General features: G+C 53.6%; 24 protein-coding genes. 10 read left to right on the top strand and 14 right to left on the bottom strand.

Annotation, left to right across the window (positions count from 1 at the left end; genetic code table 11):
* The first annotated feature begins 23 nt into the window (after positions 1–23).
* The 3 genes from IT971_RS01950 (at position 24) to IT971_RS01940 (ending at position 3,934) form a co-directional block, all read left to right on the top strand.
* Complete coding sequence (locus IT971_RS01950; RefSeq protein WP_063095265.1) at positions 24–530, top strand: disulfide bond formation protein B; 507 nt, start codon at positions 24–26, stop codon at positions 528–530.
* A gap of 251 nt (positions 531–781) precedes the next feature.
* Positions 782–1,684 carry an AraC family transcriptional regulator gene (locus tag IT971_RS01945; protein ID WP_063095267.1) on the top strand — a complete coding sequence of 301 codons (903 nt, stop codon included), beginning with the start codon at positions 782–784 and terminating at the stop codon, positions 1,682–1,684.
* A 102-nt stretch (positions 1,685–1,786) separates the two neighbouring features.
* A complete protein-coding gene (locus tag IT971_RS01940; protein ID WP_063095269.1) occupies positions 1,787–3,934 on the top strand; it encodes a TonB-dependent siderophore receptor in 2,148 nt (715 codons plus the stop codon).
* Positions 3,935–4,019: 85 nt separating this feature from the next.
* Here IT971_RS01940 and IT971_RS01935 read toward each other — a convergent pair whose 3' ends face one another.
* Entirely contained in the window at positions 4,020–4,586 is a 567-nt protein-coding gene (locus tag IT971_RS01935; RefSeq protein ID WP_063095271.1) for an HNH endonuclease, read from the bottom strand.
* 371 nt (positions 4,587–4,957) lie between these two features.
* Positions 4,958–5,251: a 50S ribosomal protein L28 gene (gene rpmB / locus IT971_RS01930; protein WP_037990572.1), complete on the bottom strand. Its 294-nt coding sequence runs from the start codon at positions 5,249–5,251 to the stop codon at positions 4,958–4,960.
* 495 nt (positions 5,252–5,746) lie between these two features.
* Here rpmB and IT971_RS01925 point away from each other — a divergent pair, with 495 nt between their 5' ends.
* Positions 5,747–5,938 carry a hypothetical protein gene (locus IT971_RS01925; protein WP_007089031.1) on the top strand — a complete coding sequence of 64 codons (192 nt, stop codon included), beginning with the start codon at positions 5,747–5,749 and terminating at the stop codon, positions 5,936–5,938.
* A 90-nt stretch (positions 5,939–6,028) separates the two neighbouring features.
* Here the strand turns inward: IT971_RS01925 and IT971_RS01920 are convergent, their stop codons facing one another.
* Positions 6,029–8,062, bottom strand: coding sequence for a bifunctional diguanylate cyclase/phosphodiesterase (locus IT971_RS01920; protein WP_223304977.1), 2,034 nt, complete (start codon positions 8,060–8,062; stop codon positions 6,029–6,031).
* Between the two features lie 234 nt (positions 8,063–8,296).
* Positions 8,297–8,896, bottom strand: a complete 600-nt coding sequence (locus tag IT971_RS01915; RefSeq protein WP_063095276.1) for a short chain dehydrogenase — start codon at positions 8,894–8,896, stop codon at positions 8,297–8,299.
* Positions 8,897–9,000: 104 nt separating this feature from the next.
* On the opposite strand from IT971_RS01915, the gene IT971_RS01910 reads away from it, so the two are divergent.
* Positions 9,001–9,945, top strand: coding sequence for a LysR family transcriptional regulator (locus IT971_RS01910; protein WP_063095277.1), 945 nt, complete (start codon positions 9,001–9,003; stop codon positions 9,943–9,945).
* Here the strand turns inward: IT971_RS01910 and gluQRS are convergent.
* From gluQRS to IT971_RS01890, 4 genes are all read right to left on the bottom strand, one after another.
* A complete protein-coding gene (gene gluQRS, locus IT971_RS01905; protein WP_063095280.1) occupies positions 9,920–10,759 on the bottom strand; it encodes a tRNA glutamyl-Q(34) synthetase GluQRS in 840 nt (279 codons plus the stop codon). The genes IT971_RS01910 and gluQRS overlap by 26 nt on opposite strands.
* A gap of 20 nt (positions 10,760–10,779) precedes the next feature.
* Positions 10,780–12,696, bottom strand: a complete 1,917-nt coding sequence (gene cobT / locus IT971_RS01900; RefSeq protein ID WP_037990567.1) for a cobaltochelatase subunit CobT — start codon at positions 12,694–12,696, stop codon at positions 10,780–10,782.
* 54 nt (positions 12,697–12,750) lie between these two features.
* The gene (cobS, locus tag IT971_RS01895) at positions 12,751–13,758 is read right to left on the bottom strand and encodes a cobaltochelatase subunit CobS (protein WP_007089037.1); all 1,008 of its coding nucleotides are present in this window, start codon (positions 13,756–13,758) and stop codon (positions 12,751–12,753) included.
* Between the two features lie 196 nt (positions 13,759–13,954).
* A complete protein-coding gene (locus IT971_RS01890; protein WP_007089038.1) occupies positions 13,955–14,599 on the bottom strand; it encodes a J domain-containing protein in 645 nt (214 codons plus the stop codon).
* 160 nt (positions 14,600–14,759) lie between these two features.
* On the opposite strand from IT971_RS01890, the gene IT971_RS01885 reads away from it, so the two are divergent.
* From IT971_RS01885 to IT971_RS01875, 3 genes are all read left to right on the top strand, one after another.
* Entirely contained in the window at positions 14,760–15,044 is a 285-nt protein-coding gene (locus IT971_RS01885) for a BolA family transcriptional regulator (protein WP_063095364.1), read from the top strand.
* A 156-nt stretch (positions 15,045–15,200) separates the two neighbouring features.
* Positions 15,201–16,454 (top strand): sorbosone dehydrogenase family protein, encoded by a 1,254-nt coding sequence (locus tag IT971_RS01880; protein WP_063095281.1) that lies wholly within the window; start codon positions 15,201–15,203, stop codon positions 16,452–16,454.
* Positions 16,454–17,035, top strand: coding sequence for a cytochrome c (locus IT971_RS01875; protein WP_063095282.1), 582 nt, complete (start codon positions 16,454–16,456; stop codon positions 17,033–17,035). The genes IT971_RS01880 and IT971_RS01875 overlap by 1 nt, the downstream gene beginning before the upstream one ends.
* 8 nt (positions 17,036–17,043) lie before the next feature.
* Here IT971_RS01875 and IT971_RS01870 read toward each other — a convergent pair whose 3' ends face one another.
* The 6 genes from IT971_RS01870 to IT971_RS01845 all read right to left on the bottom strand — a co-directional run bounded on the left by IT971_RS01870 (position 17,044) and on the right by IT971_RS01845 (position 23,003).
* A complete protein-coding gene (locus IT971_RS01870) occupies positions 17,044–18,390 on the bottom strand; it encodes a hypothetical protein (protein ID WP_063095284.1) in 1,347 nt (448 codons plus the stop codon).
* Positions 18,391–18,463: 73 nt separating this feature from the next.
* Complete coding sequence (locus IT971_RS01865; protein ID WP_063095286.1) at positions 18,464–19,051, bottom strand: DUF2889 domain-containing protein; 588 nt, start codon at positions 19,049–19,051, stop codon at positions 18,464–18,466.
* Between the two features lie 129 nt (positions 19,052–19,180).
* A complete protein-coding gene (locus IT971_RS01860; protein WP_063095289.1) occupies positions 19,181–19,630 on the bottom strand; it encodes a CBS domain-containing protein in 450 nt (149 codons plus the stop codon).
* Positions 19,631–19,866: 236 nt separating this feature from the next.
* Positions 19,867–21,141 carry an HlyC/CorC family transporter gene (locus IT971_RS01855; protein WP_007089045.1) on the bottom strand — a complete coding sequence of 425 codons (1,275 nt, stop codon included), beginning with the start codon at positions 21,139–21,141 and terminating at the stop codon, positions 19,867–19,869.
* A 123-nt stretch (positions 21,142–21,264) separates the two neighbouring features.
* Positions 21,265–22,404, bottom strand: a complete 1,140-nt coding sequence (gene aroB, locus IT971_RS01850) for a 3-dehydroquinate synthase (RefSeq protein ID WP_063095291.1) — start codon at positions 22,402–22,404, stop codon at positions 21,265–21,267.
* Positions 22,401–23,003 (bottom strand): shikimate kinase, encoded by a 603-nt coding sequence (locus IT971_RS01845; protein WP_007089047.1) that lies wholly within the window; start codon positions 23,001–23,003, stop codon positions 22,401–22,403. The genes aroB and IT971_RS01845 overlap by 4 nt, the downstream gene beginning before the upstream one ends.
* Before the next feature lie 611 nt (positions 23,004–23,614).
* Between IT971_RS01845 and IT971_RS01840 the strand changes: the two genes are divergently transcribed.
* Both IT971_RS01840 and xerD read left to right on the top strand, forming a co-directional pair.
* Positions 23,615–25,549: a hypothetical protein gene (locus IT971_RS01840; RefSeq protein ID WP_063095295.1), complete on the top strand. Its 1,935-nt coding sequence runs from the start codon at positions 23,615–23,617 to the stop codon at positions 25,547–25,549.
* Positions 25,550–25,561: 12 nt separating this feature from the next.
* On the top strand, positions 25,562–26,500 hold the full coding sequence (xerD, locus tag IT971_RS01835; RefSeq protein ID WP_074624799.1) for a site-specific tyrosine recombinase XerD: 939 nt from the start codon (positions 25,562–25,564) through the stop codon (positions 26,498–26,500).
* Positions 26,501–26,608 lie beyond the last annotated feature (108 nt).

Here is a 26,608-nt window from a genome sequence, read left to right as displayed (position 1 = left end):
AAAAACGATAACGGAACAATCCGATGATCAAATTGCTTCGCGCACATTATGCCCCAGCCCTGCCACCTGTTGCCATTTTCCTGATTTCTGCCGGAAGCCTCGGCTTTGCCTTCTATGCGCAGTATGTGCAGAAGCTTTTGCCCTGTGTGTTATGCCTTTATCAACGCGTACCGTTTTATGTTGCCGGTGGCCTTGCCATTCTTGCCCTTTTGCTGCTGCGCATACCGGGTGCTTCGCGGGTTCTTGTTTATCTATGCGGTGTTGCCTTTGCCATTGGTACCGGAATTGCGCTCTATCATGTCGGCGTTCAGGAACTCTGGTGGGAAGGTCCGGCCATGTGTGGCGGCCTTACCAGCGGCGCGGCATCGGTCGCCGACCTGAAAGCGCAACTGATGGCCCAGCCGATTGTCCGCTGTGACAAGATCGACTGGGCCCTGTTTGGCATCACTATGCCGACAGTCAATGTCTTCTTCTCGGCCGCGCTGACGATCCTTTGCCTGATCGCTCCATCACGGTGGATGAAACGCTAGAACGATCAAAGTCAAACCCGAAATCCGGCCTGCCAGACGTTTTGCTGGCAGGCTTTTTTTTGCGAAAAACACACCAGATTGCGGACACGAGATATTCTTTTTCCCTCCGTTAAATAATAATGCGAATTATTCTTGTTTGCATAAAATTCTTCTTATAATATCCGCGGCCTTAAGGAATACCGAACCAGATAGGTCTGCGCTGATCGAGCACGACCGAAGAGCAAATATACCCAGCGAGGATATAGGCAGGAATGCCAGACCAGACATTCCATCCCCATATGACAACCAAGATCGAAGGAATCACATTCCTGGAAGAACTTCGTTTCAGACGCTGGAACACAGGGATTACCGATCTATGGCATGTGCAATGTGCAGAAACCTCGGGTGGCAGTTATGTCTCGGAAGCGCCGCGACTGGTTGCCATTCTGGAATGTGCCGGGGATGCGCAATTTTGCATTCGCGCGAACAAAAACCATACTGGTGAAGGCCGCGGTGATCAGGGGTGCCTGTTCTATATTCCAGCCGGCATGCATGTCACCTCTGAGGTACAGGGCTCATGCCGGCTGCGCCATCTTGACATCCATCTTGATACACAACGGCTTGAACAATGTCTTGGCTACAAGGCAGATTCCAGCGTCCTCGAAATGCCGCGGATCGGCTTTTATGATCAGCGCATCAATGCGCTTGTGCGCATGATTGCCGACGACATCGCAACCGATAGCCCATCACCGGCGCTATATGGTGAAGGACTTTTGACCGCACTGACCAGCGCCCTTCTGGCACCGATGCCAGAAACCGATACGACACGCAAACGCGGCAGGCTCGCCCCGTTCCAGCTACGCAGGACTGTCGATTATATTGAACAAAATTGCGGTCGCGTCATTCGGCTGGATGAATTAGCCGAACTTGCAGGACTGTCTCAATCTTATTTCTGCTCGGCTTTTCGCGAGAGCACAGGCATGCCGCCCCACCAGTGGCAGATGAAAGCCAGAATAGAACGCGCCAAAACCATGCTGCGTAAATGCGATACTCCTTTGGCATCCATCGCAACCCAAATCGGCTTTGCAGATCAGGCCCATCTCACACGGGTATTCCGCCGCATCACAGGCACCACACCCGGCGCATGGCGCCGCGAACAGGCTATCGTAAATTAAACCAAAAACCGTTCAATATAGCCAAATAGGGTTCAATATTTCCCCTTTCGCTGCGTGCTATCGGGACGTCACACGTGACAACTGGCGCAGGGAACAGACCCAATGAAGTCCTTCAGAGACAAGAACTTAAGAACCGCCCTTCTTGGCAGTGTTGCAATGATTTTCGCAACATCACCAATGCAGGCTTTCGCACAACAGGCCAAAGACGAAATCCTTGTTGATCCCATCGTGATAGAAGCCGACCAACAAAGTGAAACAGCAACGTCACCTGTTAAGGGATATGTTGCAAAGCAAAGCGCAACAGCAACCAAAACCGGTACCGCGATCTCGGAAACGCCCCGCGCCATATCGGTCGTCTCAAAAAAAGAGATCGAAACACGCCAAGCCCAGACCGTTATGGATGCCCTTAAATATTCGCCGGGCATTCAACCGGATTTGTATGGTTACGACACCCGCTATGACTGGTTCAAGGTCCGGGGCTTCGCCCAACAGGACATAGGCCTTTACCGCGATGGTATGCAGCTTCGCTCATCGGGTTATGCGTCATTCAAGCAAGAGGCATATGGGGCAGAACGCATTGAACTCCTGCGTGGCCCGACATCGGTTCTTTATGGTCAGAATGCGCCGGGCGGTATCGTCAACGTCGTTTCCAAGCGCCCTCATGCAGACATGCTGAACGAAGTAGAACTGCAAACCGGCAGTTTCGATCACAAACAAGGGGCCTTTGACATCGGCGACAAGCTGGTTGAAGACGGAAGCGTTCTTTACCGCGTTGCAGGCCTCGTCAAAGATTCCGGCACCCAGACCGATATGGTCGATGACAAAAGGATTTATCTTGCGCCATCGCTGAAATGGGAAAATGACGACACTTCCTTGACCCTTCTCACCCATTATCAGGAAGACGATACCGGCTCGGCAAACAACTGGCTGCCCGCCGTCGGAACAATCTTTGGCACCCCCAATGGTGCAATTCCGGTTGATGTCTTTACCGGGGAACCGGCGTTTGAGGGCTACAAGCGCATTCAGTATTCACTCGGTTACGAGCTAAGCCATGACTTCACGAATGATCTTACATTCCGCCAGAACGCGCGATATGCCTTTGTTGATGTCGATTACAAAACAATCTACGGAAACGGCTGGGCAGATGTAAATGCTGGCACGCTAAATCGTAGTCTCCTGCGCACCGACCAGAATGCACATGCCATTACAATTGATAACCAGCTGGAAACCCGGTTTGAAACCGGAACCGTCAATCACACCCTTCTGACCGGGCTGGATTATCAGCATTACATCTATGATCGTTATGCGGCGTTCGGCAGTGCGTCGTCGCTAAACGTCTATAACCCGTCCTACGGCGGAACTCTGTCTGCCCTGACGACTTGGTACGATGACGATGTAACGCTTCGCCAGCTTGGTGTTTATGCACAAGATCAGATCGAGTTTGATGAACATTGGGTATTGACCCTTGGCGGTCGCCAGGACTGGTCAGACGAGAAAAAATACGACAACGCCAATAACGGTGCAGAGAGCAGCAAAAACGATCATGCCTTTTCCGGTCAGGCCGGGCTCGTTTACAAAACCGAACTCGGCCTTACGCCATATATCAGCTACTCGGAATCCTTTACCCCCGTCGCCAGTCAGGGAACACAAAACTTTGATCCTGAAACAGGTCAGCAATACGAAATTGGTGCCAAATACGAACCTGAAAGCTTCGATGGCCTGTTAACCGCTGCCTTATATGATCTGCGCCGTCAAAATGTCACGACAACCGACCCTGACGATACAGCACGTAAAATCCAGTCAGGCGAGGTCCGCTCGCGCGGTATCGAACTGGAAGCAACCATTGAGCCTTTTGAAGGGTTGGTTGGCAAAGCTGCATACAGTTTCAACGATGCCGAAGTCACCAAAGACAACGATGGCTATCAGGGCAAAGCCCCGGTCGGCGTTCCGGAACATACAGCATCTCTTTGGGCTGATTATACCTTACAGTCCGGCGCAATGAGCGGCTTTGGGTTCAATGGTGGCGTTCGCTATCTCGGTAAACAGTACGCTGATCAGTCAAACACCGTTGAAGTCCCGTCAACCACTCTGTTCGATGCCGGCATCCACTATGAGATTGAAGGCTACCTTCTGGCATTGAATGCGACCAACCTGACGGATGAACGTTGGGTCGCAAGTTGCTCGGGAACAAATGCCTGCTACTACGGTCAGGGACGCACGATTCTCGCCACGGTCAAATATCGCTGGTAGTCAGATTGCGAAAGACTTCGTAAAACATAAAAGCACCGCCGGAAACGACGGTGCTTTTACTTTGTCCACATATACCGGACCCGGATCAGAAGTCGTATTCCAGTTCGGTATCCCAATACAAAAAATCCCGCCAACTTTCGTGAAGATAGTTTGGCGGGAAGCGGCGTCCGATGGTCTGGAGTTCGTGCATGCTCGGCTGTTCGGGGATCCTGCGCAGCCGGAGTCCGGCTTCCCTGATCGATCGGCTACCCTTGAAAAGGTTACAGTCCGAACAGGCAGTCACAATATTGGACCAGTTCGTTCGCCCGCCCCGCGACCTCGGAATGACGTGATCGAATGTCAGGTCACTGGTCGGCAGACGATCCCCGCAATACTGGCAGGAAAACTGGTCGCGCAGGAAAACGTTGAACCGGGTAAAGGCCGGGCTGCTTTTGAGCGATACATATTCCTTGAGCGATATGACACTCGGCAGTTTCATTTTGAAAGACGGGGAATGGACTTCGCGATCATATTCCGAGAGAACATCAACGCGTTCCAGAAACACTGCCTTAAGCGTATCCTGCCAGGACCACAAGGACAGCGGGAAATAGCTTAACGGCCGGAAATCGGCGTTAAGGACAAGTGCCGGACACGCATTGGGCGATAAATGCATATCATCCGCTCCACCGTGTTTACCGAGTCGCACCCACTATTTAGCAGGTTCGCGAATCGCGGGTGATGAACATATCATGACGTTTCATCAATCCATGCGACGCGGTCACGTAAATCACTGATAGAGAAAAGTATAGACCAATTTTCGCAAAGCGCAAATCCCGCTTGAGGCCGAGTCGCAAACATTTACGCAAAACCGGCGGCACCAGGTACGACTCGCAATCAGGCACATCAACATCCGGACAAACAAAAAGGCCGCGCATCGATGATGCACGACCCTTTTATGGCCCCGGAACAGGGCGATCTGAAATCTTTGAAAAACGAAAGGCCCGCAATCGCGAGCCTTCGTAATTCTTAAAGCAAAAGTCTGCCTTAGGCAGCTTTCGCTTCAACAGCTTTGGCGATCTGGCGTTTGACTTTCACCAGCTCTGCCGACAGCTTGGAAGCTGCTGTGCCGAGCACATATGCATCCAGACCACCACGTTTTTCAATGGTGCGGATCGCATTGGTGGTCAGACGCAGACGCACCGAACGACCCAGCGCTTCGCTCAGCAGCGAAGCCGGCTGAAGGTTCGGAAGGAAACGACGTTTGGTGCGGTTGTGGGCGTGGCTCACATTCATGCCGACCAAAACGCCTTTGCCGGATACCGGGCAGCGACGTGCCATGACCTGATCTCCTGGTCTATAATTCGCAAAAGGACGCTTGGCCTGACAGGCAGGCCCGCGCTTGGAGCCGGGTTATTACCGTCTCTGACAGATGCCGTCAAGCCTTCATCCACGCTTTTACGCGACAAAAACACCTGTTTTGCGCAATCCGTTCATATTGCATCACGCAAGGACGGCTTTTCCCATCTCAACCACACGCAATCAAGCGATTTTCCCCGGCACACAGCCATACCCCCGGTTCGGTTTAGCAATTACATAACGATGATGCGACCCGATTCAGGACGGCATCCGGCAAAGACAAACATATATAAAGTCGGGTTCAGGCCTTCTCGCTGCCCATATTGGCTCTTTGACGTTACGTTCTTTATAAGGATTCAGAAGGTAGAGGTCAGAACACCCAAGGTCACCCAGATTGATCCTTGTCAAAACATCATCGCGCATTCGGTGTTAGCGTGCCGTCATAGTTATTCCGCACACGCTTGGGGAGCACTGCGCATGATGAAAACCGATTCCAAGGTATCCTTGCCCCTTTTGGGCATTCTGCTGGTCGCTGTGATCGGCCTTGTTTTGTATCTGGCCGGCTATGTGCTTGCGCATTTCGGTGTGCCGATTGCATCGGTCTGGATTTACGTCGCACTCGCACTGGTCCCGGTCGTCTTCCTCGTGCTTCTGGATTTCAGTCGCTAATCCTGCGCGCTGTCTGCAAACAATAAAACGGCCTGCCAGTTTCGGCGGGCCGTTTTATTGTTTGGGGGGCTTTCACCTGAAAAATCACCATCAGACGGCTGAACTTCTTTGTTGCCAATGGGGATTTTCACAAGGCCCCGCCGACGGGCGGGCAAAGAAATATCCCTGATAGGCATCAACCCCCATCGCCGCAAGTTCGCTGCGTTGCTGCTCGGTCTCAATACCCTCGGCAATAACATCAAGACCGAACCGATGCGCAATCAGAATGGCGCCTTCGATCACCGCGCGTGAATTGACATCCATTTTCAGGATGAAAGATTTATCGATTTTGACCGCATCAACGCGGATCTGGTGCAGGCGGGAAAGCGATGAATAGCCGGTACCGAAATCATCAATATGAACTTCCACTCCCTGATCATGCAGATCAGACAGGACTTCTGAAATCAGTTGTGTGCGCCGGATATCAAAGATCGATTCTGTCACTTCAATAGTCAGACGGTTGGCTGGCAGACCCGTTTCAAGCAGCAGATTTTCCACCATACGGGCAAAACGCGGCACAACAATCTGACGCACCGATACGTTAACCGCAATCTTGGGACCACCGGCAAAGCCGGACCAGTCCAGGATCGTTTTGCAGGCTTCGCGCATCACCCATTCGCCGATATCGACAATCAGCGCCGATTCCTCAGCAATCGGAATAAACTCGTCTGGTGCTACACGGCCTAGCTCTGCACTTTCCCAGCGCAACAACACCTCATAGGCGGTAATGTCGCCCGTCTTCGCACTGACGACCGGCTGATATTCAAGAAAAAGCTCATTGGCGGACAAAGCCTGACGCAGGGCCTGATTGATCGCCAATCGACGTTCCTGCTCAACAAGCAACTTGCTGTCATAACTTTGCACGCTGCCACGCCCGGACCGCTTAACCTCGGCTGCGGCCAGATCGGCCCAATGGATCAATTCCGCAATCTGCGGGTTCTCGTCCATACCAAATGCGACACCAGTGCTGAAACCGACATGCAATGTCTGCCGTGCGATATGGATTGGCCGGTTAACCGCCGCCCGGACCTCGGCGATGGTTTGGTCCACCAGCTGATGCAGATTTTCCGGCTGATCAGTCAGAATCATGATGAATTCATCACCACCCCACCGCCCGACAGCATGACGATCATCGACATATTCCCGTAAACGGTGCGAAACTTCCTTAAGCACCAGATCACCGATCGCATGACTGAGCCCGTCATTGATCTGTTTGAAATGATCAAGATCAATGAACAGAACGGCATAGGCACGATTGCCCCAGCTTGCACGCGCCTCTTCAAACCAGGAAACGATGCCATCACGGTTCAGCAATCCTGTCAGGGTGTCGCGCACCAGAAGATTGCGAAGTTCACGGGTTCGTTTCGCCACCCGAGCTTCAAGTGTCGCATTCCAGTTCTCGGTTATCCGGTTTTTCTCGCGCAGGTCGTCAACCAGAGAGTCATTTTCGTGCTTCAGCACAAGCGACCGATACAGAATACCGTGATTATTGCGATGGGTGATCATCATGACGGTTACAAAGATGAAGCCCAGCCCCGACAGAACGTAATTCGGTTCCGGCATGACAATCAGAACAATACAGGCAGGCAGTAGCAACATCAGAAGATAGAACCGGCCGACCCTGAAAACAGGTGCAAGAATTCCGGTCGCGCCACCGGCAAGCCCCGCCAATATGATCAGAGTTACGAACCGGCTTTCATTACTTTGCGTTGGCAAGTCAAAGATTGACGCCAACGCCCAAAGGATAGCGCCGGAACAAACACCACAGGCATATCGCATAAACCATCTATGGAATTCCGCATCATCAAATGCCGAAACCAGCCGTCGTTCGACATGATAGCGATACCCGATAAAAAGCCGGATCACCGTCGTTGCAAAAATCACGCAAATCCAGACGGTCATGCCAAATGATAGTTCGGATTGAAACCAAAGCGTCCCGACAAGACCACTTCCGGCCGACAGATTGACAAGGACGTTCGCCCAGTTGTTGCGATAGGCAAGATCAAGAAGGTCCGCGCGAACCTTCTTTTGCAGTTTCGGCCCTGCTTCGGTCCCGTGTCCGGGTTCCAAAAGCAGCCGTTTCAAGGTGTCAGCCATCCTGGCTGTGAACTGCCCCATCCGGAAATTCCGTTATAGCCGTTTACACGCTTAACAATCGGATGCGCAACATTAGCTATTTGAATGGTAAGCAGTCACCCTAAATAATTCCAGATAGAAAGTGCGGTTTTTTTGAAGCAATGCCCCTTGTAGGCCCCAAAGCCGAACGGGACCCGGTTTTGCCCCGGTCGGCTTTCGATGCCAGATCGTCAGAATATACCCTCAGAATATCTCGAAGACTTGCCCGGTCTGAAGACCCTCGACCGATTTGGCATAGCCAAGGGCCGCACGTGCCGCCGGAACGGGATCATGCCCGCGGAAATACGGTGCGTAGCCTTCCATGGCCTCAAGGATCACACCGGGGCTGACCGCGTTGATGCGAAGCCCCGGTTTGATTTCGATTGCAGCAGCCCGCACAAAAGACTCGATTGCGCCATTCACCATCGAGGCCGAGCTACCGTAACGGATCGGATCTTTGGACAGGATACCAGTGGTCAGCGTGAATGATGCATTGTCTGCCACGTGATCACGCCCAACCAACACCAGATTGACCTGCCCCATCAGTTTGTCATTGATCCCGATGCGGTATTTGTCATCGTCCATTTCGGCGAAATCACCGAAATGAACCTTTCCGGTCGCAGAAACAACCGCATCGACTTTGCCGACCTTTTCAAACATCGCACGGATTGATGCGATATCCGTCAGGTCAACATTAACGTCTCCACTTGCGCGGGACGCACGGATGATGTCGTGGCGTTGGGACAACTCGGAATCAATCCCGCGCCCGACAATCCCCGATGCGCCTACCAAAAGAACTTTCATCTGATCCTCCATCCTTGGAAGTGCTTCGATGGAAGGATTGTCTCATGAGACAATTGCAAGGATAATCTGGTTATTTCCAAACATTTTGTTTAATATTCTAAACAATGAAAGATTATCTGAATGAAATGCGCAGCTTTGCGGCCGTCATGGAAAACGGTGGCTTTACCCACGCCGCCAAGGCACTTGGCGTGTCCAAGGGCCTGATCAGCCAACATGTCAAAAGACTGGAATCAGAGCTGGGGGCGCAATTGCTGTTCCGGTCAACCCGCAAGGTAGAACCAACCGAAATCGGGATCACATTTCTGGGTTATTGCCAAAACATCACCCAAAGTGCCGCCGCCGCATTCGAAGCCGTCGAGGCTCTGCGCGGCGAGCCGGTCGGCACCGTTCGCATTACGGTTCCCGTTTCCTTTGGCGAGATGTTTCTTGATGACATCATCGTCGCATTTCAAAAAGCACATCCGCGCATACAGATCGAAATGGAACTGGAAAACACCTTCCGCGCGCTGCAATCTGCCCATATCGATATCGCCATTCGCGTCGGATTGACCGACGACCCAGAACAGGTTGCCATTCCGCTGGGTCAATTGTCCGAACTGATCTGCGCAAGCCCTACCTACTGGGCAAAGCACCCAAAGCCCGAAACACCCGCCGATCTGGGAAATCACAATTGCCTGCTGAATTTTCAGTACTACAAGGACGGCAACTGGGTTTTCTTTTCCGATGATGGCGCACAATCAGTTCCGGCACAGGGCAATCTGCGCCTTAATCATTATCCGCTGTTGCGCAATGCCGCGATCCGCGGATTGGGCGTTGCCCGGCTGCCCCGGTATGTTGCCCTTCCGGCAATCTTCGACGGATTGCTTGAAACGGCACTGGATGGCTATTCATCGCCGTTACGACCGATCTATCTGGTTTACCCCTATCAGGAAAACCTGCCGGCCAAAAACCGGTTGATGATTGATTTTATTCGCAGCTGGTTCGTCGAACGCCCTGACCTTCTGGAAACCAGAACGACGTCGCCTAGACATATCCGCTTAGCGCAATGACCTCTTGGGCGCTCATACCCTCGTCACGCATGGATCGCAGTGTTTTTGATTTGTCGCGCTTGGCAAACCGTTTGCCATCCGGGCCCGTAAGCAGGCCATGATGATGATATTCAGGAACATCATACCCCAGCAATTCCTGTAACAGGCGATGCAGGTGGCTTGCAAAAAACAGGTCTTCGCCGCGGGTGACAAGGTTGATGCCCTGCAAATGATCATCATGGGTTACCGATAGATGGTAGCTTGTCGGCGTGTCCTTGCGCGCCAGAACAACATCGCCAAATATTTCTGGCGTTGCATCCTGTTTGCCAACCTTGCGGTCATACCACGATAACGGGCTGGCGACCTGTCTAAGGGCACGCACCATATCCAGACGCAGCGCATAGCTTTCCCCCGTCGCAACACGATCTGCGCGCTCGGAAGCACTAAGATTACGACAGGTCCCCGGGTAAAGCACACCATCCGGCCCATGCGGCGCATTTCCAATCCGCGCGATTTCTTCCTGAATGTCTTTTCGCGTACAAAAGCACGGATAAAGCAGCCCGGCATCGGTCAAACGATCCAGGACCTTCTCATAATCACGGAAATGCTGCGACTGAATGCGAACAGGTTCTTCCCATCGAAGCCCCAGCCAAGCAAGGTCCTCAAAGATCGCATCAACATATTCCGGGCGACAGCGGGTTTGATCTATATCTTCGATCCGCAAAAGGAAACGACCATTCGGACCGGCCTGTTTTGCGGAAAACAGGGCCGAGGCCGCATGACCAATATGAAGAAACCCGGTCGGACTGGGGGCAAAGCGGGTAATGGCTGTCATAACGGCCCTATCCCCATGACCTACCAGCGGTCACGATCACCGGTCGCCTTGTCCTTGGCGGTATCCGCAGGCACATGACGCATCGGACGTTTGGGCTGACGGCCCCCCTGTTCATCGAACAGATCGGACAATTCACGCAACATCGTCCCGCCAAGCTCTTCGGGGTCGTTGATCGTTACCGCACGCTGGTAATAGCGGGTCACATCATGTCCGATCCCGATCGCAAGCAGTTCAACTGGCGAACGGGTCTGAATCCAGTCGATGACCTCGCGCAGGTGCCGTTCAAGGTAATTTCCGGAATTTACCGACAGGGTCGAATCATCGACCGGCGCGCCGTCGGAAATCACCATCAAAATCCGGCGTTGTTCCGAACGGCCCAGAAGGCGTTCGTGCGCCCAAAGCAGAGCTTCGCCGTCGATATTTTCCTTAAGCAGTCCTTCGCGCAGCATCAGGCCAAGATTCTTGCGCGCGCGCCGCCACGGGGTATCGGCCGCTTTATAGATGATGTGGCGCAGGTCGTTGAGACGGCCCGGTTTTGGCGGCTTGCCACTTTCAACCCATTTTTCGCGCGATTGGCCACCTTTCCACTGCCGGGTGGTAAAACCAAGGATTTCGACCTTCACCCCGCACCGTTCAAGGGTACGTGCCAGAATGTCGGCAGATAGTGCGGCAATCGTGATCGGGCGCCCGCGCATGGAACCGGAATTATCGATCAGCAGCGTCACGACCGTATCCCGGAAATCTGTATCTTGTTCCTGTTTGAAGGACAGCGAGGTCGAAGGTGTTGAAACAATACGCGCCAGCTTCGCCGCATCAAGGATGCCTTCTTCAAGGTCAAAGTCCCAGCCACGATTTTGCTGCGCCATCAGGCGGCGTTGCAACCGGTTGGCAAGGCGCGAAACGACATTCTGCAAATTCGCAAGCTGCTTATCGAGCATGGCGCGCAGACGCGAAAGCTCCAGGCCTTCGCAAAGCTCGTCGGCAGTTACGATTTCATCAAATTCACGCGTAAAGGGTTCATAGCCGCGTTCAATCGGTTCGTTCCGACCGTCAAATTCCGGCTGTTCGCCCGGTCCGGCAGGCTGTTCTTCCTGCGACATGGCTTCAAGCTGCTGGTCATCGATATCGCCTTCACCGGCTTCGGCTTCTTCGGTACCGGCATCCTGCTGCTGATCATCACCATCAGGTTCGGACTCGTCAGCCTGCCCCTGCTGGCCACCCTGACTGTCAAGTTCCTCGTCCGGGTCGGTTTCGCCTTCTTTTTCGTCCTCATCCTCGCCGTCATTTTCAGGCGGGGCTTCGTCGATATCATCTTCAAGAGACAAATGATCAAGCAGGCGGCGCAATCCCCGCGCAAACGCATCCTGATCGTCAATCAGATCGCGCAGATCGTTCAGGTCTGTACCGGCATTTTCTTCGATATGGGCACGCCACAGATCGATCAGCGGGCGGGCCGATGACGGGGCGGGTTCGCCAGTAAAAATCTCGCGCGCCAGCATCCCGATTGCATCAGCAAACGGGGCATCTTCGCGCGCCGTCAACCGATGGAAGTTTTTGGCACGGCAATCCTGTTCGGCATGTTCACGCAGGTTCTTGCGGACCCCCGGGAAATAACGCGAACCGACCGCCTCGCAACGCGCCGTTTCCAGCGCGTCGTAAACGGCCTGTGCCTCGGCGGTTTCGGGCATACGGCGGGCATGAAGGGCCACATCATGGTGACGCAGTTTCAACGCCCAGCCATCGGCAACCCCGCGCAGGTCGGCAACCTCGTCCTTCGGCAGCGCCTGTTTGGGCATCGGCAGGCGCACATGTTCGCCATAGCCACCTGCCCGACCGCCTTTGACAAAGCCGACTTCAAGATCATTGCGTCCGGCAAGCGCGCGAAATGTCGCCGCTGTGCCGCGCAAAAATCCGGAAAGCGCTTCATCATTTTTCATTGCTCTACTCGCTTCTGGAATCAGGTCGCCGATTTGCTTTAACAATGAATGATCCTAACGGACCATCACATTGATGGCTTCTTCGGGAAGTTCCTCGCCAAAGCACCGCTGATAATATTCAGCCAGGATCGGGCGTTCGACCTCGTCGCAACGGTTCAGGAACGTCACGCGAAACGCATAGGAAATTTCCCCGAAAATCTCGGCGTTTTCAGCAAGCGTAATAACGGTACGCGGGCTCATGACAGTCGAAATATCGCCTGCGACAAATCCCTGGCGGGTCAGGTTGGCAAGGGCAACCATGGCCTCGATCTTCTTGCGGCCTTCGGCATTGTCGAACGACGGCACCTTGGCGGTCACAATGTTGGTTTCATCGGCAACCGACAGATAGTTAAGGGTCGCAACAATCGACCAACGGTCCATCTGGGCCTGGTTGATCTGCTGGGTCCCGTGATATAGGCCCGTGGTATCGCCAAGGCCGACCGTGTTTGACGTCGCAAACAGGCGGAAATTCGGATGCGGATGGATGACCTTGTTCTGATCAAGCAGGGTCAGCTTGCCATCGACTTCCAGAACACGCTGGATAACGAACATCACATCGGGGCGACCGGCATCATATTCATCAAAGACCATCGCGACCGGACGTTTAAGCGCCCAGGGCAAAATGCCTTCGCGGAATTCCGTGATCTGTTTGCCATCGCGCAACACGATGGCATCTTTGCCGATCAGGTCGATACGCGAAATGTGGCTATCAAGGTTTACACGAACACAAGGCCAGTTCAGACGTGCAGCAACCTGTTCGATATGGGTCGACTTACCCGTACCGTGATACCCTTGGATCATCACGCGGCGGTTATGGGCGAAGCCCGCCAGAATGGCCAACGTCGTATCGCGATCAAACCGATAGGTCGGATCAATCATGGGAACATGTTCGCTGCCCTGGCTGAATGCCGGAACCTTCATGTCGGAATCAATCCCGAACGCTTCACGAACGGAGATTTTGATGTCTGGTGCATCCAGCGGATGTTCGGCGGCTGCACCTGTCGCTTCGTAACCTTGGCTCATAAGTACTCGCGCATTTGTCGGACCGGTGACGCGGTCTCGTTTGAAAACTAGCTCATTAATAGCGGCTAAGATGCGCGTGACAAAGGGAAGATGCGCAAAAAAAATCTATCGCCGCCAATGGATCGAACAATGAAAAGGTCCGCGGCACGAATTGCAAGGCAGATTTTATCAAATTTCGCCCGATACCAGTCTCTGATTACGTGGAAACACGTGCTTCCAGATCACGGATGTATCTCATCAGCGACGAATAGGCTGCACTGATTTTCTTAAAGCGTTCTTCGGCAACCTTGTCGCCGCCATTGGCGTCGGGATGGTATTTTTTCGACAGCGCCTTGTATTTTGACTTAAGCTCGTCCTTGGAAAACGGCCAAGGAAGATCAAGCGTTGCCATGGCCTGTTGCTGTTCGGATGGCATGCCCATAGCCCCCGCGCGACGCTGGGCATCTTCGCTTTTGCGTCGGCGATCCCCCGCGGGGTCACCCCCTGGGCCATGATGGGTCGGATCACCATCTTCATTAAAGAAGCCGAAACCGTCGCTGAATTTGAAGTTGAACGGTTTCTTGGCACCGCGAATATGCCCGAACCGCCATGTCGGGCGTTGCCAATGGGTATCACGCCGGACATCGTTTTCGATGTCTTCGGCTTTCATGCCCTCGTAATAGTTCCAGGACTTGTTGTATTCCCGGACATGGTCGAGACAGAACTTATAGTACTCGCGAAGTTTGCGGTCCTTGGGCGCACGAAATTCCCCATGACCTTCACATCCCGGCCATTCACATACGGGCAGGTCTGGTTCTTCATGGTAAAGGGTTTTGCGTTTGTTGCGTTGGCCGCGGTTCATCTGCGTTTATATGTTCTGATCATCAAGCTTCGCAATATCATACGAGCCGTTTTAATGCGATAAAAGGCTTGAAAAACTGCCATCGCGTGCCACAACGGTGCCAACAGTCAGATTTTCGCATTAATTCATGCGAAACACACCGAAACATGAGGCCATTGTCATGCAGGTAGCCCAACAGATTAGCGATATCCTGACCGCGGAATTCGCCCCCGAGAAACTCGAAATCATCGATGATTCGTCAAAACATGCCGGTCATTCAGGCGCCGACCCACGCGGAGAGTCGCATTTTTCCATACTGGTCGTTTCCCAAAAATTTGATGGCGAGAACCGCGTCAATCGCCAGCGGCTGGTTTACGCAGCCCTTGATCAGCTTCTGAAAGATCGCGTTCACGCGCTGGCTTTGAAAACCATGACACCTTCCGAATATGCAGCGGCTGCGACCTAAAAATAACCAAAGCGTTTATTCCGCATCGTGAAATCAACTTAGACGACCGTTGTTTTTCGGCGCAATAATAGCCCAGAAGCCCGATGCGCAGTCTCCTGCATATGGGGCACGGGCGCCGGTCAAATCTGCGCCCGATACAAACGGGAGGACTAGGTTATGAGAACGCGCCTTATCGGGGCAAGCGTCGCCCTGTTTATGTCTGGAACGGCCTACGCACAGGCCCCCGCCCCGGACAATCTTGAAAAACTCTCCAATTTCCAGTCAACAGGCACCAGCGAGTTCACAAGAATCGAGCAAAGCGGTGACTATGCTGATGGCATCAAGAAAACGCTTGAACGCATTACTCTGCCGGACGGTTTCAAGATTGCCCTTTATGCCGTTGTTCCCGATGCCCGCCATATCGCCGTTGGCCCGCAAGGGGTTGTGACATTTGTCGGCACGCGCAAGGACAAGGTCTGGTCGGTAACCGACCGCAACAAGGACCGTGTTGCAGACGAGGTCAAGGACTTCGCCCCGTCCTTGCGGTTCTCCATTCCCAACGGTCCGTGCTTCTCTCCCGATGGCATGCTCTATATCGCAGAGCAAAACAGGGTTCTGACCTTCCCCGCCGCCGAATTTTTCTATGAAAGCCCCGATGTCGCGGCATTCAATGTCGTTAAACAGGGTGAGTTGATTCCAACGTCCGAAGAAAGCTACAATCACACCGCACGTGTTTGCAAAATCGGCCCGGATGGCAAACTTTATATCTCGCTTGGACAACCCTTTAACGTTTCACCCAAGGACAAGCTTGATCTTTATCGCCAACACGGGATAGGCGGTATTATACGCATCAACATCGATGGAACCGGCCGTGAAGTATACACATACGGGGTCCGGAACTCCGTCGGTCATGACTTCCATCCGGAAACCGGCGAACTATGGTGGACGGACAATCAGGTTGACGGCATGGGCGATGACATTCCGCCCGGCGAAATCAATCACCAGACAGCAGCCGGTCAGCATTTCGGCCATCCCTGGTATGGCGGCGGCAACGTTCGCACAAATGAATATGCCGGTGAAGAAGTTCCCTATGATGTCGTGATGCCCGCGGTCGAAACCATTGCACATGCTGCCGACCTTGGCATGTCCTTCTACACGGGCAAGATGTTCCCGGCCAAATACAAGAATGCGATTTTCTCGGCCCAGCACGGATCGTGGAACCGCACCACGCCGGTCGGCGCGCGCGTGATGGTAACCTTTATCGACAGTGACGGCACGGCCCGCATAGAGCCCTTCGCCGAAGGCTGGATCGATGAAAACGGGGAATATCTTGGCCGCCCGGTTGATGTCGCCCAGCTGCGCGACGGGTCCCTGATTGTATCGGATGACCTTGCCGGTGCCCTGTACCGCATCTGGTACGAGGGGAAATAATGCGGATATTGCTTATCGTGATTCTCGGCGGGCTTTTGCCCGCCGGGGCTTCCTTGGCACAGGACATTGATGCCGGTCGGAAAGTTGCGGGCATATGTCGAACCTGTCATGGTCTGGACGGATTTGCCCGCATCCCGATTGCCCCGCATATCGGCGGCGAACCCGCGGCATATATTGAAACCCAATTGCGCGCGTTTCGCGATGGCAGCCGGGAACATGAAATGATGACCGTGGTTGCCAGCAGTTTATCCGACCAGCAGATCGCCGACGCCGCGGCCTGGTATAACCATTTTGATGTGACTGCCACACTGCCAGCCGGGGAAAACCCTGATGATGCCCCGGAACTATGCAGCACCTGCCATGGTTCAAACGGGATTTCGGAAATGCCGGACGTTCCCAACCTTGCCGGTGAAACCAATATCTATCTCGAAACACAGTTAAAAGCGTTCCGAAACGGCAAGCGCAATCATGACATCATGTCGCCAATTGCAACCGAGCTTGACGATAAAGGAATGCAGACCGCAGCAGACTGGTACAGTGCGATTACGATCAACATCACCGATCCGACCAAACCGAACTGAAACCGAAATCAGCTGTCGGGTCGCAGTGCCCCTGAAACATCAAGGCCAACCGTCATTGCCGCGATAACATCTCCGGTTTCCGGATTAATGATCGGAACCGTGATCTGCGACAGAAAGGCACGGGTTGATCCATCAAAATAGATGTCGGCGATCTGACTTATATCCGGGTCATGGCTAATGGTGACCTCGAATTTCTGCTCATCTGATTGATCGAAATCGGTCGTCAACCGGTTCATGCCGATAACCGCGCCGTTGGTATCGAATACGAATATTTCGGCAATATTGTCGGCGTCGCTTTCCTGAAAGGCCCGCAAGATATCGGAAAGCGGATTTTCAAGGATTTCGGTTGCCTTCGGGCTGGCAATCCCGCCTTCGCTGCCCTGACGCCATTCGCGATCGATTTCGACAATCGCATCAGGCTGAATTTGTGCTCCACCCATTGCGGACCGTACCGCACCAACAAGTTCCGCATTCGCCGCCATGGCGCGGATCGCCGGTAATTGCTGACGAGTAATCAGATCACGTTCCCAATCCTCAAGCTGCATGGGTAAGGTTTCGCATGCACCCAGCGCCGTATTCAGCGACGCAATCAGCCCGGGATTAAGGCGGGTATATTCCCGCCCAATATAAACAACAAGCGGGGCATATCGTTCGAACTGGACGTTGAACTGAGCTTCATGGTGGCCCATGCTGTCGCGCGCGGCCTCGAAAGTCTGTTTGTCGACCAAGGCGTATTCAACGCGCCCGGCCAGGACCTGCGAAATCAGGGAGTTGATGGACGGTGCCTTGACAATTTCCTGATACCCTTGCTCTGCCAGCCATTCTGCTTCGTTGGAGCCAAGGATGGCACCAACAGAAAGCAGACTGTCGGGTGTCGGGCTTGACGCGAAACTGCCCTGTTGTCCGGCAGCTGAAATCCAGACCCATTTTTCAAGTGCTAGCGGCAAGGTCGGCTCGGCGTATTGGTCCATGAAGGAGCTGATCCGCGCCAGAAAGAACCCGTCCGCCTGCCCGTTTCGCACCATTTCCCGATTGCGCTGGCGGGGTGCAATCGCGATCCCGTACCCAACCCCGATCCGTTCAAACGCGCAATTCAATACTGCGATGGAATAGCCTCGCAAAATGCCGTTCTGCAATTGCTGATAGGGAGGCTGAAGATTGGTTTGAAGGATGAGGAATGCGTTCTCGTCCGATGAGCCGGTAGAATCCTGTGCTTGTTCCTGCCCCTGTGCGGGAAGGCCTCTGAGCGTAATCACAAACACGCATGCCATCAGGCCAAGCAGCAAAATACAGCTATAGGCCGACGCAAATCGCCCCGAAAGATTTTGTCCTGATGGCTGTGTATGGCGTCTCATGCAACACCTGACATTCACCAAACCCCGTCACCGGTGATATTGTGTGTAATAACAGCGTTACAAGACTGACCGCTTAGTCACCGGTATACATATCGGGCGCAATGCGTTTGACCGCCGCACCGTCACTTCGCCACCCGTGGCAGCTATTCACCAATGGAGATCGGCGCTTTTTCGGCGGGTTTGGCACCGTGCCATCCTTTTCCGCCTGCTTTCGGCGTTCTTCGGCCTCGCGGGCGCGGATCGGAAAGATTGTCTGAAACGCAGTCGTTGCCACCGGTCCCATCAGTTCGGTCAGATGCGTGCATCCGTGAATGCCTCCAACCCGTTCGCGAATCTGCTGTTTCAACCCCGGCCCGATCCGAAGTCCGACCAGTGCTGCGTAGTTCGGGGCAATTTCATCACAGGCATTGAACGGGGCATGATCAGTGACGGCTTCAACCGCACTTATCACCATGTCATCCCCCACAGTAATGCGCAGCCACATTTCATGGATCGGTACACCGGCGGGAATTTCGCCGCGGTCGTTATTTTCAAACCCGTATGTCTTGGTATCGGTGATATGGCCTTCGATATCCCAAAGACCGTCCTTGCGACGATATCCGGTGCAGGTAACGTTGCGGGTATGGATATGGTCACGTTCCGAAGGGTTGGATAAAGGCATGGCGTATATCTCCTTTACGTAAACGTAAAGACAGTAACTGGCACGTTGTCAACCTTCAAAAACGCAGAACGGCTGATGCGAAACCTCCGCATCAGCCGTCCAAAGCATATTTCATGGACTAAACCTGATTTACGCGACGCCGTAATCGGACCCGAAAATAAACTTTTCGCGTTCGCGCAAATCTTCTTCAAGCTGTGCCTTCACGACATTGAACAGATCGCGGATCGACACCATGCCGACGACATTTTCCCCATCAAGCACCGGAAGATGTCGGTAGCGGCGCGCACTCATCAATTCAAGGGCATTCATCGCCGTATCGCCGGGTGCAAGTGTATCGGGATTGGTCGTCATAACCTGTTTAAGGGGGGTAGAAGCCGCATCAAGACCCTTTGCGACAACCCGGTTTACAAGGTCACGCTCTGTAAAGATGCCGGCAAGCCTGGCATTGTTATCGACAATGATCACAGCACCGATCTTGCGTTCGGTCATCATATTAACGGCGTCCATGACCGAGTCTGCTGGGTTCAAGGTTGCGATCGACTGCTCTTTGACCACACCAGGTACGATTTTCGTATCCATGTTTTTCCCTCTGCGGGTTGCTGTTGCCACGTGCCCTGCCCCGATCAGATTGCTGAAAACAACGCATCAAATGCGTCCGGGGCCCTTATTTGCAATTGGCCCTGCAATCACATCGATCAAGACCTTTGCCGATCATTTTAACCGATAAGTAGATTTAAAAGAACATATTTACACCCAGCAAACAAAACGGGCCGCCCGGTTTCCCGTGCAGCCCGTTTGTTTTGGTGCAATCAATGCTAGTTCGTATCGTCGGTTGCGACTTCGCGCACTTCACGTAATTTGATGCGGGTTATCTGATTTCGAATGCGACGCAGGACTTCGAATTCCAGTCCATGGAATCGGAACTGCTGTCCGACATCGGGAATACGGCGGGTTTCATAAAGCAACAACCCGGCAACGGTTGCGGCCTCTTCGTCGGGCAAACGCCAGCCAAAACGACGATTAAGGTCACGAATGGTCACATCACCGCGCACAATGACCGATCCATCGGTTTGCGGCTGAACACCAACAACCTCGACGTCGGTTTCATCGGCGATATCGCCAACAATTTCTTCAAGGATATCTTCAAGCGACACGACGCCTTCGAACGCCCCATATTCATCGACGACAATCGCGAAATGCTCGTGACGTTCCTTGAACGCCTTAAGCTGATCGGCAAGCGTGGTGCTATCGGGGATGAACCAGGGTTCGGAACTCAGCATGCGAACATCTTCTGCCGTTTCAGGCTTTGCCCCGCGGACGATCGCTTTCAGCGCCTCACGCGCATGCAAAACGCCAACGATGTTATCCGGATCCTTGTCATAGATCGGAATACGCGTATGCGGGCTTGCCAATACCGTATCAAGGATTTCTTCCATCGGGCGCGTGATATCAATCATCTGCACCTTGCGACGGTGCACCATGATTTCCCAGACCCCGACATCCTCAAGGTCAAGAACCCCATGCAACATCGTGCGTTCGGCATGATGATCACCAACAACGACGTCATCCGCATGCAATTCAATGGCACCGCGCAATTCACGCTCGCGGTCGGTTCCCGGGCCGTCGCCGCTGCCAAAAAGATGCAGGGTGGCACGTACCAGCACCTGAATGGTCTGGGTAACCGGCGCAAAAACAACAACCAGAATACTCATCGGCCGGGCAACGCGCAGCGCCATGCTGTCTGCATGCTGAAGCGCATAGGTCTTTGGCAGAATTTCAGAAAATATAAGCACAAGTGCCGTCATGGCCGCGGTCGCATAAACGACACCGCGTTCACCAAAAAGCTCGATCATGACAGACGTTGCCAAGGCAGATGCCAGAATGTTGACAAGGTTGTTACCCAGCAGAATGGCACCGATCAACCGCTCCTGATACTGGCGCAACCGGTTGACGATCCCTGCCCGCTGATCTCCATCCTGTTCCTTGTGATGCATGACTGGCTTTGATGCTGCTGTCAGCGCAGTCTCCGAGCCAGAAAAGAACGCCGAAAGCATCAGCAGGATAAAAATCACGACAATCGTGATTGTCATTCAGGTTCGTCTCCAATGAGTGTACGCAACAGATATTTACTTTGTGCTGTTGCGGCGTATCAGGTCAATCTCTGATCGGGCAAGTCATCAAGTTCACAGTCGCTATTACCCCGAACTTCTGTCTTAGCCGTGGCAGGAACGGGTAATGGCAGCACGCATTTTCTGAATGTCCATCGCCTTGGATGTAAAAGCCTTGCCGATACCACGCGTCATGACAAACGTGATTTCACCGTCACGAACTTTTTTATCGCGCGACATATGGCCGATCAAACGATCAATATCCCAATGCATGCCCGGAACTTCGGACGCACATACCGGCAAACCAACCGATTTCAGATGACTTGCAATCCGTTCTTTTTCGCCAGCCGGGGCCATGCCCATTGCCGCGCAAACGTCATGGGCGATGACCATCCCCATCGCGACGGCTTCGCCATGCAGAAGCTTTGCGCCGTATCCGGTTTCCGCTTCCAGCGCATGCCCAAATGTGTGACCCAAATTCAATAGAGCACGTTTCCCGGACTCGCGTTCATCCTGAGACACGATCCGCGCCTTGGCCGCACAACTGCGCATCACGGCTTCTCGGCGCTCCGCACCATCGTTGCTCAAAACGGCTTCGGCGTTCTGTTCAAGCCAGTCAAAGAATTCCGGATCATCAATCAGGCCGTATTTAACAACCTCGGCGTACCCGGCAAGCATTTCGCGGCGCGGCAATGTATCAAGGACCGCCGTGTCTGCCAAAACAAGGCGCGGCTGATGGAATGCACCGACAAGGTTTTTGCCCGATTTCGAATTGATGCCTGTTTTGCCACCAACCGAACTGTCGACTTGTGAAAGCAGGGTTGTCGGAATTTGAACGAAATCAAGACCACGCAAAAGCGACGCTGCAACATAACCCGCAAGATCGCCAACCACCCCACCGCCAAGTGCCATGATCAGGGTCGAACGTTCGATCCCCATCGCCAGAATCTGTTCGATAACATCTTCAAATACGGCAAAGCTTTTGGATTTTTCACCGGCAGGGACGATCACTTCGCGATGCGCGATACCCGCCCCGTCAAGTGATGCCAGAACCACCGGAAGATGGCGTTCCGCCACCGTCGCGTCACTGATAACGACGACACCGGCCTTTCTGACGAACGGCGCGATATGGCTTGCGGTATCCGCTAAAAGATTGCTTCCGACCAGAATATCATAGCTGCGCGCACCAAGTTCGACGCGCAAAACGTCATGATTTGCCGCAAGAGGAGACGTCTGATTGCTCACCGGATTATATTCCCGTCTTTATCAAATGAACGGCCAAGCAGGGCAATAACCCCGTCGCGCGTTTCTTCCTTGGAGGATTCGTCACAGTCAAAAATGATATCTGCGCCGGCATAGACCGGATAGCGCGCCTCGATCAGATCGCCAAGAATCTGACGCGGATCGCCATTATTGAGCAGCGGACGATGCGTTCGCCCGCTGGTACGTTGCAGCAACAGATCAAGGTCGGCACGCAGCCAGACCGAGACCGATTTTTCCAGAATAAGTTCCCGGGTTTTTTCGCGAATAAACGCACCACCACCGGTCGCAAGCACAAGCGGCTCGCCATCCAGCAGACGCGCGATTACGCGTTCTTCACCTTCGCGAAATGCCTCTTCGCCGTATAGCTTGAAGATGTCGGCAATCGAACAGCCTGCGGCTTCCTCGATTTCACGATCAGCATCAACAAAATCCAGATCAAGTGCCTTGGCGACCATACGTCCGATGCAGCTTTTCCCGGCCCCCATCAGACCAATAAACACCAGCGGTCGGCCTTTCAGCCCTGTCCGGATATTTGCAATCACGTCATCGCGCAAACCCGACTCGGCAATATTGCTCTCCATGATCGGTTTGCAGTCCTGTCTTTAATCCGGTTATCACACAATTTACCCATTTCTTTAGGCCAGCTGCGGCCTGAACGCAAGCAAACCGCGCTGTTCACCGACAAATTCCTTCGCTAAACAAGGGATCTGAGCAATTCCGGTACGCAGCGAGATTTGTGCACCCGCCAAAAACTTTTGGCCATCGCGTTAACCCTCTGTGAGGACCCGGACCCTAAACTGCCTTTATATCGCCGAATTGGAATGTCAGGGAAAAGGTTCGGGGAACGGGGTTGGAGAAATCACAGGCTGAATTCATGGCTTTGTGCCAAAGCGGTTCGGCTCTGTCTTGCATCTTTTACCGGGCCCCGCATACTGATCTTTGCGCATATAGAACCAACGCACCGAAGTCTGGATAACCATGAAGATAATTTCGCGTCTCATTTTATTGCTGATCATTGCTGTCATCGCTGGTGGCGCAACATTTTTGGTCACTTGGGATATTCCATCGCCAACGACCCAGATGGAAGAAACCATCCCGAATTCGAGGTTCAACTGACATGCGCTTGCGTTCTCGCCTGCTGATGCAATCCTGTTTCGTCACAATGATGGCAGGGACAGGAATCACCTTGCCCGTGGCTTTTGCCAACGCGCAGGCACCGGTTCCGCTGTTTTTGAAACAGGAAGCAGAACAGAACGCAAATTCGCAACCGGATGCGACCGCCCCTGCAACAGGCGGCAATTCGGGCCCAAACAGCAATTTTGGTCAGGGTACCGGTACACTACCAGATACATTCCCAAGCGACCCCGACGCGGTCCAGACGGTTACGTTGCAAGCTGTTGATGCTGAGGCCGTTGGCACACTGGGACGTGAACGTGGCGGATTTGGTGCCGATATGTGGAACGGCACAAGCCGGGAAACGGCGGCACGTCTTCTGACAGATCTTCCGGCAATGCCCGCAACGCATACGGGCCGCGACCTTGCACGTCGCCTGTTGTTAAGCATCGCGGCCGTTCCCGATGATCACAAGGAAATCAGCATGCTTGAAACGCGTGCTGCCAAGCTGATCAATATGGGTGAACTGGACGGTGCGATTGATCTGGTCCGCGCCACACCACAAGGGGCACGGGGCTCGCTGCTGGCACAGGCCGAAGTGAATGCTTTGATGATTGCTGGAAAACTTGATGATGCCTGTGCGGCAATCGATGGTTACAGCAACAACTTCGACGATATTTTCTGGCTCAAAGCCGCTGTCATGTGCGCGCTTCATGCCAATGACCGGACATCGGCATCGTTTTCGACAGATCTGGTCCGCGAAATGGAAGGCGAAACCGACAAAACCTTCTTTAGTCTGGTATCAGCCATCCGGAATGGATCGGCCCCGTCGCAAGACATTCTGAACTCGCTGAACACGTTGCGCCCGATCGATATTGCGCTTCTTGAAATCGCCAAGCAAAGCATTCCGACCAATCAGCTTGAAACCGGTAATGCCGCCGCCATTCTGGGCATGATCAATGCGCGTGCAACGTCGACCGATGTGCGCCTTGAAGCCGCCCGCAAAGCTGAAAAACTTGGCCTGATCGAAGCCGCGCAGTTGCGCAAGATTTATAGCGACGTCTCTTTTGACGCAGATGCGATAACCAATGCGCTTGACGATGCCCCCGAAGGGGTGCAGGCCCGCCAATATGCCAAACTGTATCAGGCGGCCGCCAAAAGTGACGTTGCAGCAGTCCGTGCGGAAATCCTCGCTGCCCTTTATGAATCTGCAACCATCAATGGCGATTTCGTTCAGGTATCACGCCTGACGTCCGATCTGCTGACCGATATCCCGGTGAATAGTGATTTTTCGTGGTTTGCGATTGATGCGCTAAAATCCTCGATTGCGGCAAACAATATGGAACGTGCGTCCGGTTGGCTGCAAACCGCCAAAAACAGTTCCAATCCGGGCAACGATATCGAATCCCGTCTGATCCTTCTTTATCCGGTTCTGGCACTTGCCGGACTTGAAGATACCGGAACACCAACCGCCACCGAAATGGCCGACGGGTCGAATGGCAGTGTCACGGTTAATCTGCCCGACGATGGGGCAACAACGCCTGTCCGTTATGGACTGGGCGGTGCTGTAACTCTTACGCCACCTGCCAAAACTTCTGCACCGATGAACGACGCACAGGCCAAACACCGCGCCCGTATGACCGAATGGCAGGAAATGGACGCCGCCCGCGGCGATCAGATTCAGGCAAAACGTGATTCAGAACTGATCTTTAGCCTGTTTGACGGCTTTGGCATTGAAGTCCCGATTGCACTTTGGGATGCGCTTTTGACCGCGCCCTATCTTGATGAACGCCAAACCGTAAGCACGGCAGTCAACCATCATCTGGAAACCGCAGCAATGAATATGCAGCGCGGCAAAACCGTCGCCCTTGCCATTCATGCGCAGCAGGTTGCAGGGGTTCCTAACGGTGATCCGAAGGATCTTTCGGACGCGGTTGCCGCACTCAACCATATCGGGCTTAACCGCGAGGCGCGCCGTCTTGCCGTCGAAATCCTGATGGCTCGAAGCCAATAACGGACAGATATCGTGGCACAGCCGCTTAATAGCAATCTTGTCGCGGCCTTTCTGGAAATGATGGCAGCAGAACGTGGGGCAAGCATTCATACGCTCGACGCGTATCGCCGTGATCTGGAAGATTATGTTGCAAGCCTGAAAACGCAAAAATCGGATCTGATCGGTGCGCAGGACATCCATGTCCGGAAATATATGGCATCGCTTGGCGATGCCGGTTTGGCGCCGCGAACCCAGGCCCGTCGGCTGTCCGCCGTCCGGCAGTTCCACAAATTCCTTTATGCCGATGGATATCGCAATGACGATCCATCTGCCCATATCGACAGCCCCAGGCAGGGCAATACATTGCCAAAATTCCTGACCATTGATGAAATTGATCGACTGATTGTCACCGCCACCAATCATGACGGCATCAAGGGCAAACGCCTTCTGGCGATGGTAGAACTGATGTATGCCACCGGCATGCGCGTCTCCGAACTGGTTGAACTGCCTTTTGCCGCTGCGGCGCGTGACCCGCAAATGCTGATCGTTCGGGGCAAGGGAAACAAGGAGCGGCTCGTTCCGCTGTCCGATCCTGCCTGTGATGCCTTAAGGGATTATCTTGAAGTCCGGGCATCGTTTATTCCGGTCACCAAGGCAAACCAGCCCGGCCAATCACCCTATCTGTTTCCGTCGCGCGGCAAATCGGGTCATCTGACGCGCCAGATGTTCCTCAATATGGTCAAGGACCTTGCCGCCGAAGCCGGAATTGCCCCGTCACGGGTTTCCCCGCACGTCTTGCGTCATTCCTTTGCCAGCCACCTTCTGGCAAACGGGGCCGATTTGCGCAGCCTGCAACAGATGCTAGGCCATTCGGATATTTCAACGACACAAATCTATACCCACGTCCTCGAATCGCGTTTACGCGGCCTTGTGCAGGAACACCATCCACTTGTTCAACTGCAACGTGGCTGACTTCTCCCGCCGGAATCACAAAATTTGTCTAGCTCTCTGTATAAGAAACCTCGACCAAATGCTGTGAAAAGTGTCGGTTTTCTGCGGATGTCATATATTCGTAACTGT

This window comes from Thalassospira sp. B30-1 (assembly GCF_015767575.1).
GTDB classification, from domain to species: Bacteria; Pseudomonadota; Alphaproteobacteria; order Rhodospirillales; family Thalassospiraceae; genus Thalassospira; species Thalassospira xiamenensis.
This window is presented reverse-complemented; position numbering and strand designations above follow the sequence as displayed.

Bases quoted from the DNA above. Each gene is read 5' to 3' on its own strand.
- IT971_RS01950 (WP_063095265.1), top strand. From the start codon at position 24: ATGATCAAATTGCTTCGCGCACATTATGCCCCAGCCCTGCCACCTGTT.
- IT971_RS01945 (WP_063095267.1), top strand. From the start codon at position 782: ATGCCAGACCAGACATTCCATCCCCATATGACAACCAAGATCGAAGGA.
- IT971_RS01940 (WP_063095269.1), top strand. From the start codon at position 1,787: ATGAAGTCCTTCAGAGACAAGAACTTAAGAACCGCCCTTCTTGGCAGT.
- IT971_RS01935 (WP_063095271.1), bottom strand. From the start codon at position 4,586: ATGCATTTATCGCCCAATGCGTGTCCGGCACTTGTCCTTAACGCCGAT.
- rpmB (WP_037990572.1), bottom strand. From the start codon at position 5,251: ATGGCACGTCGCTGCCCGGTATCCGGCAAAGGCGTTTTGGTCGGCATG.
- IT971_RS01925 (WP_007089031.1), top strand. From the start codon at position 5,747: ATGATGAAAACCGATTCCAAGGTATCCTTGCCCCTTTTGGGCATTCTG.
- IT971_RS01915 (WP_063095276.1), bottom strand. From the start codon at position 8,896: ATGAAAGTTCTTTTGGTAGGCGCATCGGGGATTGTCGGGCGCGGGATT.
- IT971_RS01910 (WP_063095277.1), top strand. From the start codon at position 9,001: ATGAAAGATTATCTGAATGAAATGCGCAGCTTTGCGGCCGTCATGGAA.
- gluQRS (WP_063095280.1), bottom strand. From the start codon at position 10,759: ATGACAGCCATTACCCGCTTTGCCCCCAGTCCGACCGGGTTTCTTCAT.
- cobT (WP_037990567.1), bottom strand. From the start codon at position 12,696: ATGAAAAATGATGAAGCGCTTTCCGGATTTTTGCGCGGCACAGCGGCG.
- cobS (WP_007089037.1), bottom strand. From the start codon at position 13,758: ATGAGCCAAGGTTACGAAGCGACAGGTGCAGCCGCCGAACATCCGCTG.
- IT971_RS01890 (WP_007089038.1), bottom strand. From the start codon at position 14,599: ATGAACCGCGGCCAACGCAACAAACGCAAAACCCTTTACCATGAAGAA.
- IT971_RS01885 (WP_063095364.1), top strand. From the start codon at position 14,760: ATGCAGGTAGCCCAACAGATTAGCGATATCCTGACCGCGGAATTCGCC.
- IT971_RS01880 (WP_063095281.1), top strand. From the start codon at position 15,201: ATGAGAACGCGCCTTATCGGGGCAAGCGTCGCCCTGTTTATGTCTGGA.
- IT971_RS01875 (WP_063095282.1), top strand. From the start codon at position 16,454: ATGCGGATATTGCTTATCGTGATTCTCGGCGGGCTTTTGCCCGCCGGG.
- IT971_RS01870 (WP_063095284.1), bottom strand. From the start codon at position 18,390: ATGAGACGCCATACACAGCCATCAGGACAAAATCTTTCGGGGCGATTT.
- IT971_RS01865 (WP_063095286.1), bottom strand. From the start codon at position 19,051: ATGCCTTTATCCAACCCTTCGGAACGTGACCATATCCATACCCGCAAC.
- IT971_RS01860 (WP_063095289.1), bottom strand. From the start codon at position 19,630: ATGGATACGAAAATCGTACCTGGTGTGGTCAAAGAGCAGTCGATCGCA.
- IT971_RS01855 (WP_007089045.1), bottom strand. From the start codon at position 21,141: ATGACAATCACGATTGTCGTGATTTTTATCCTGCTGATGCTTTCGGCG.
- IT971_RS01845 (WP_007089047.1), bottom strand. From the start codon at position 23,003: ATGGAGAGCAATATTGCCGAGTCGGGTTTGCGCGATGACGTGATTGCA.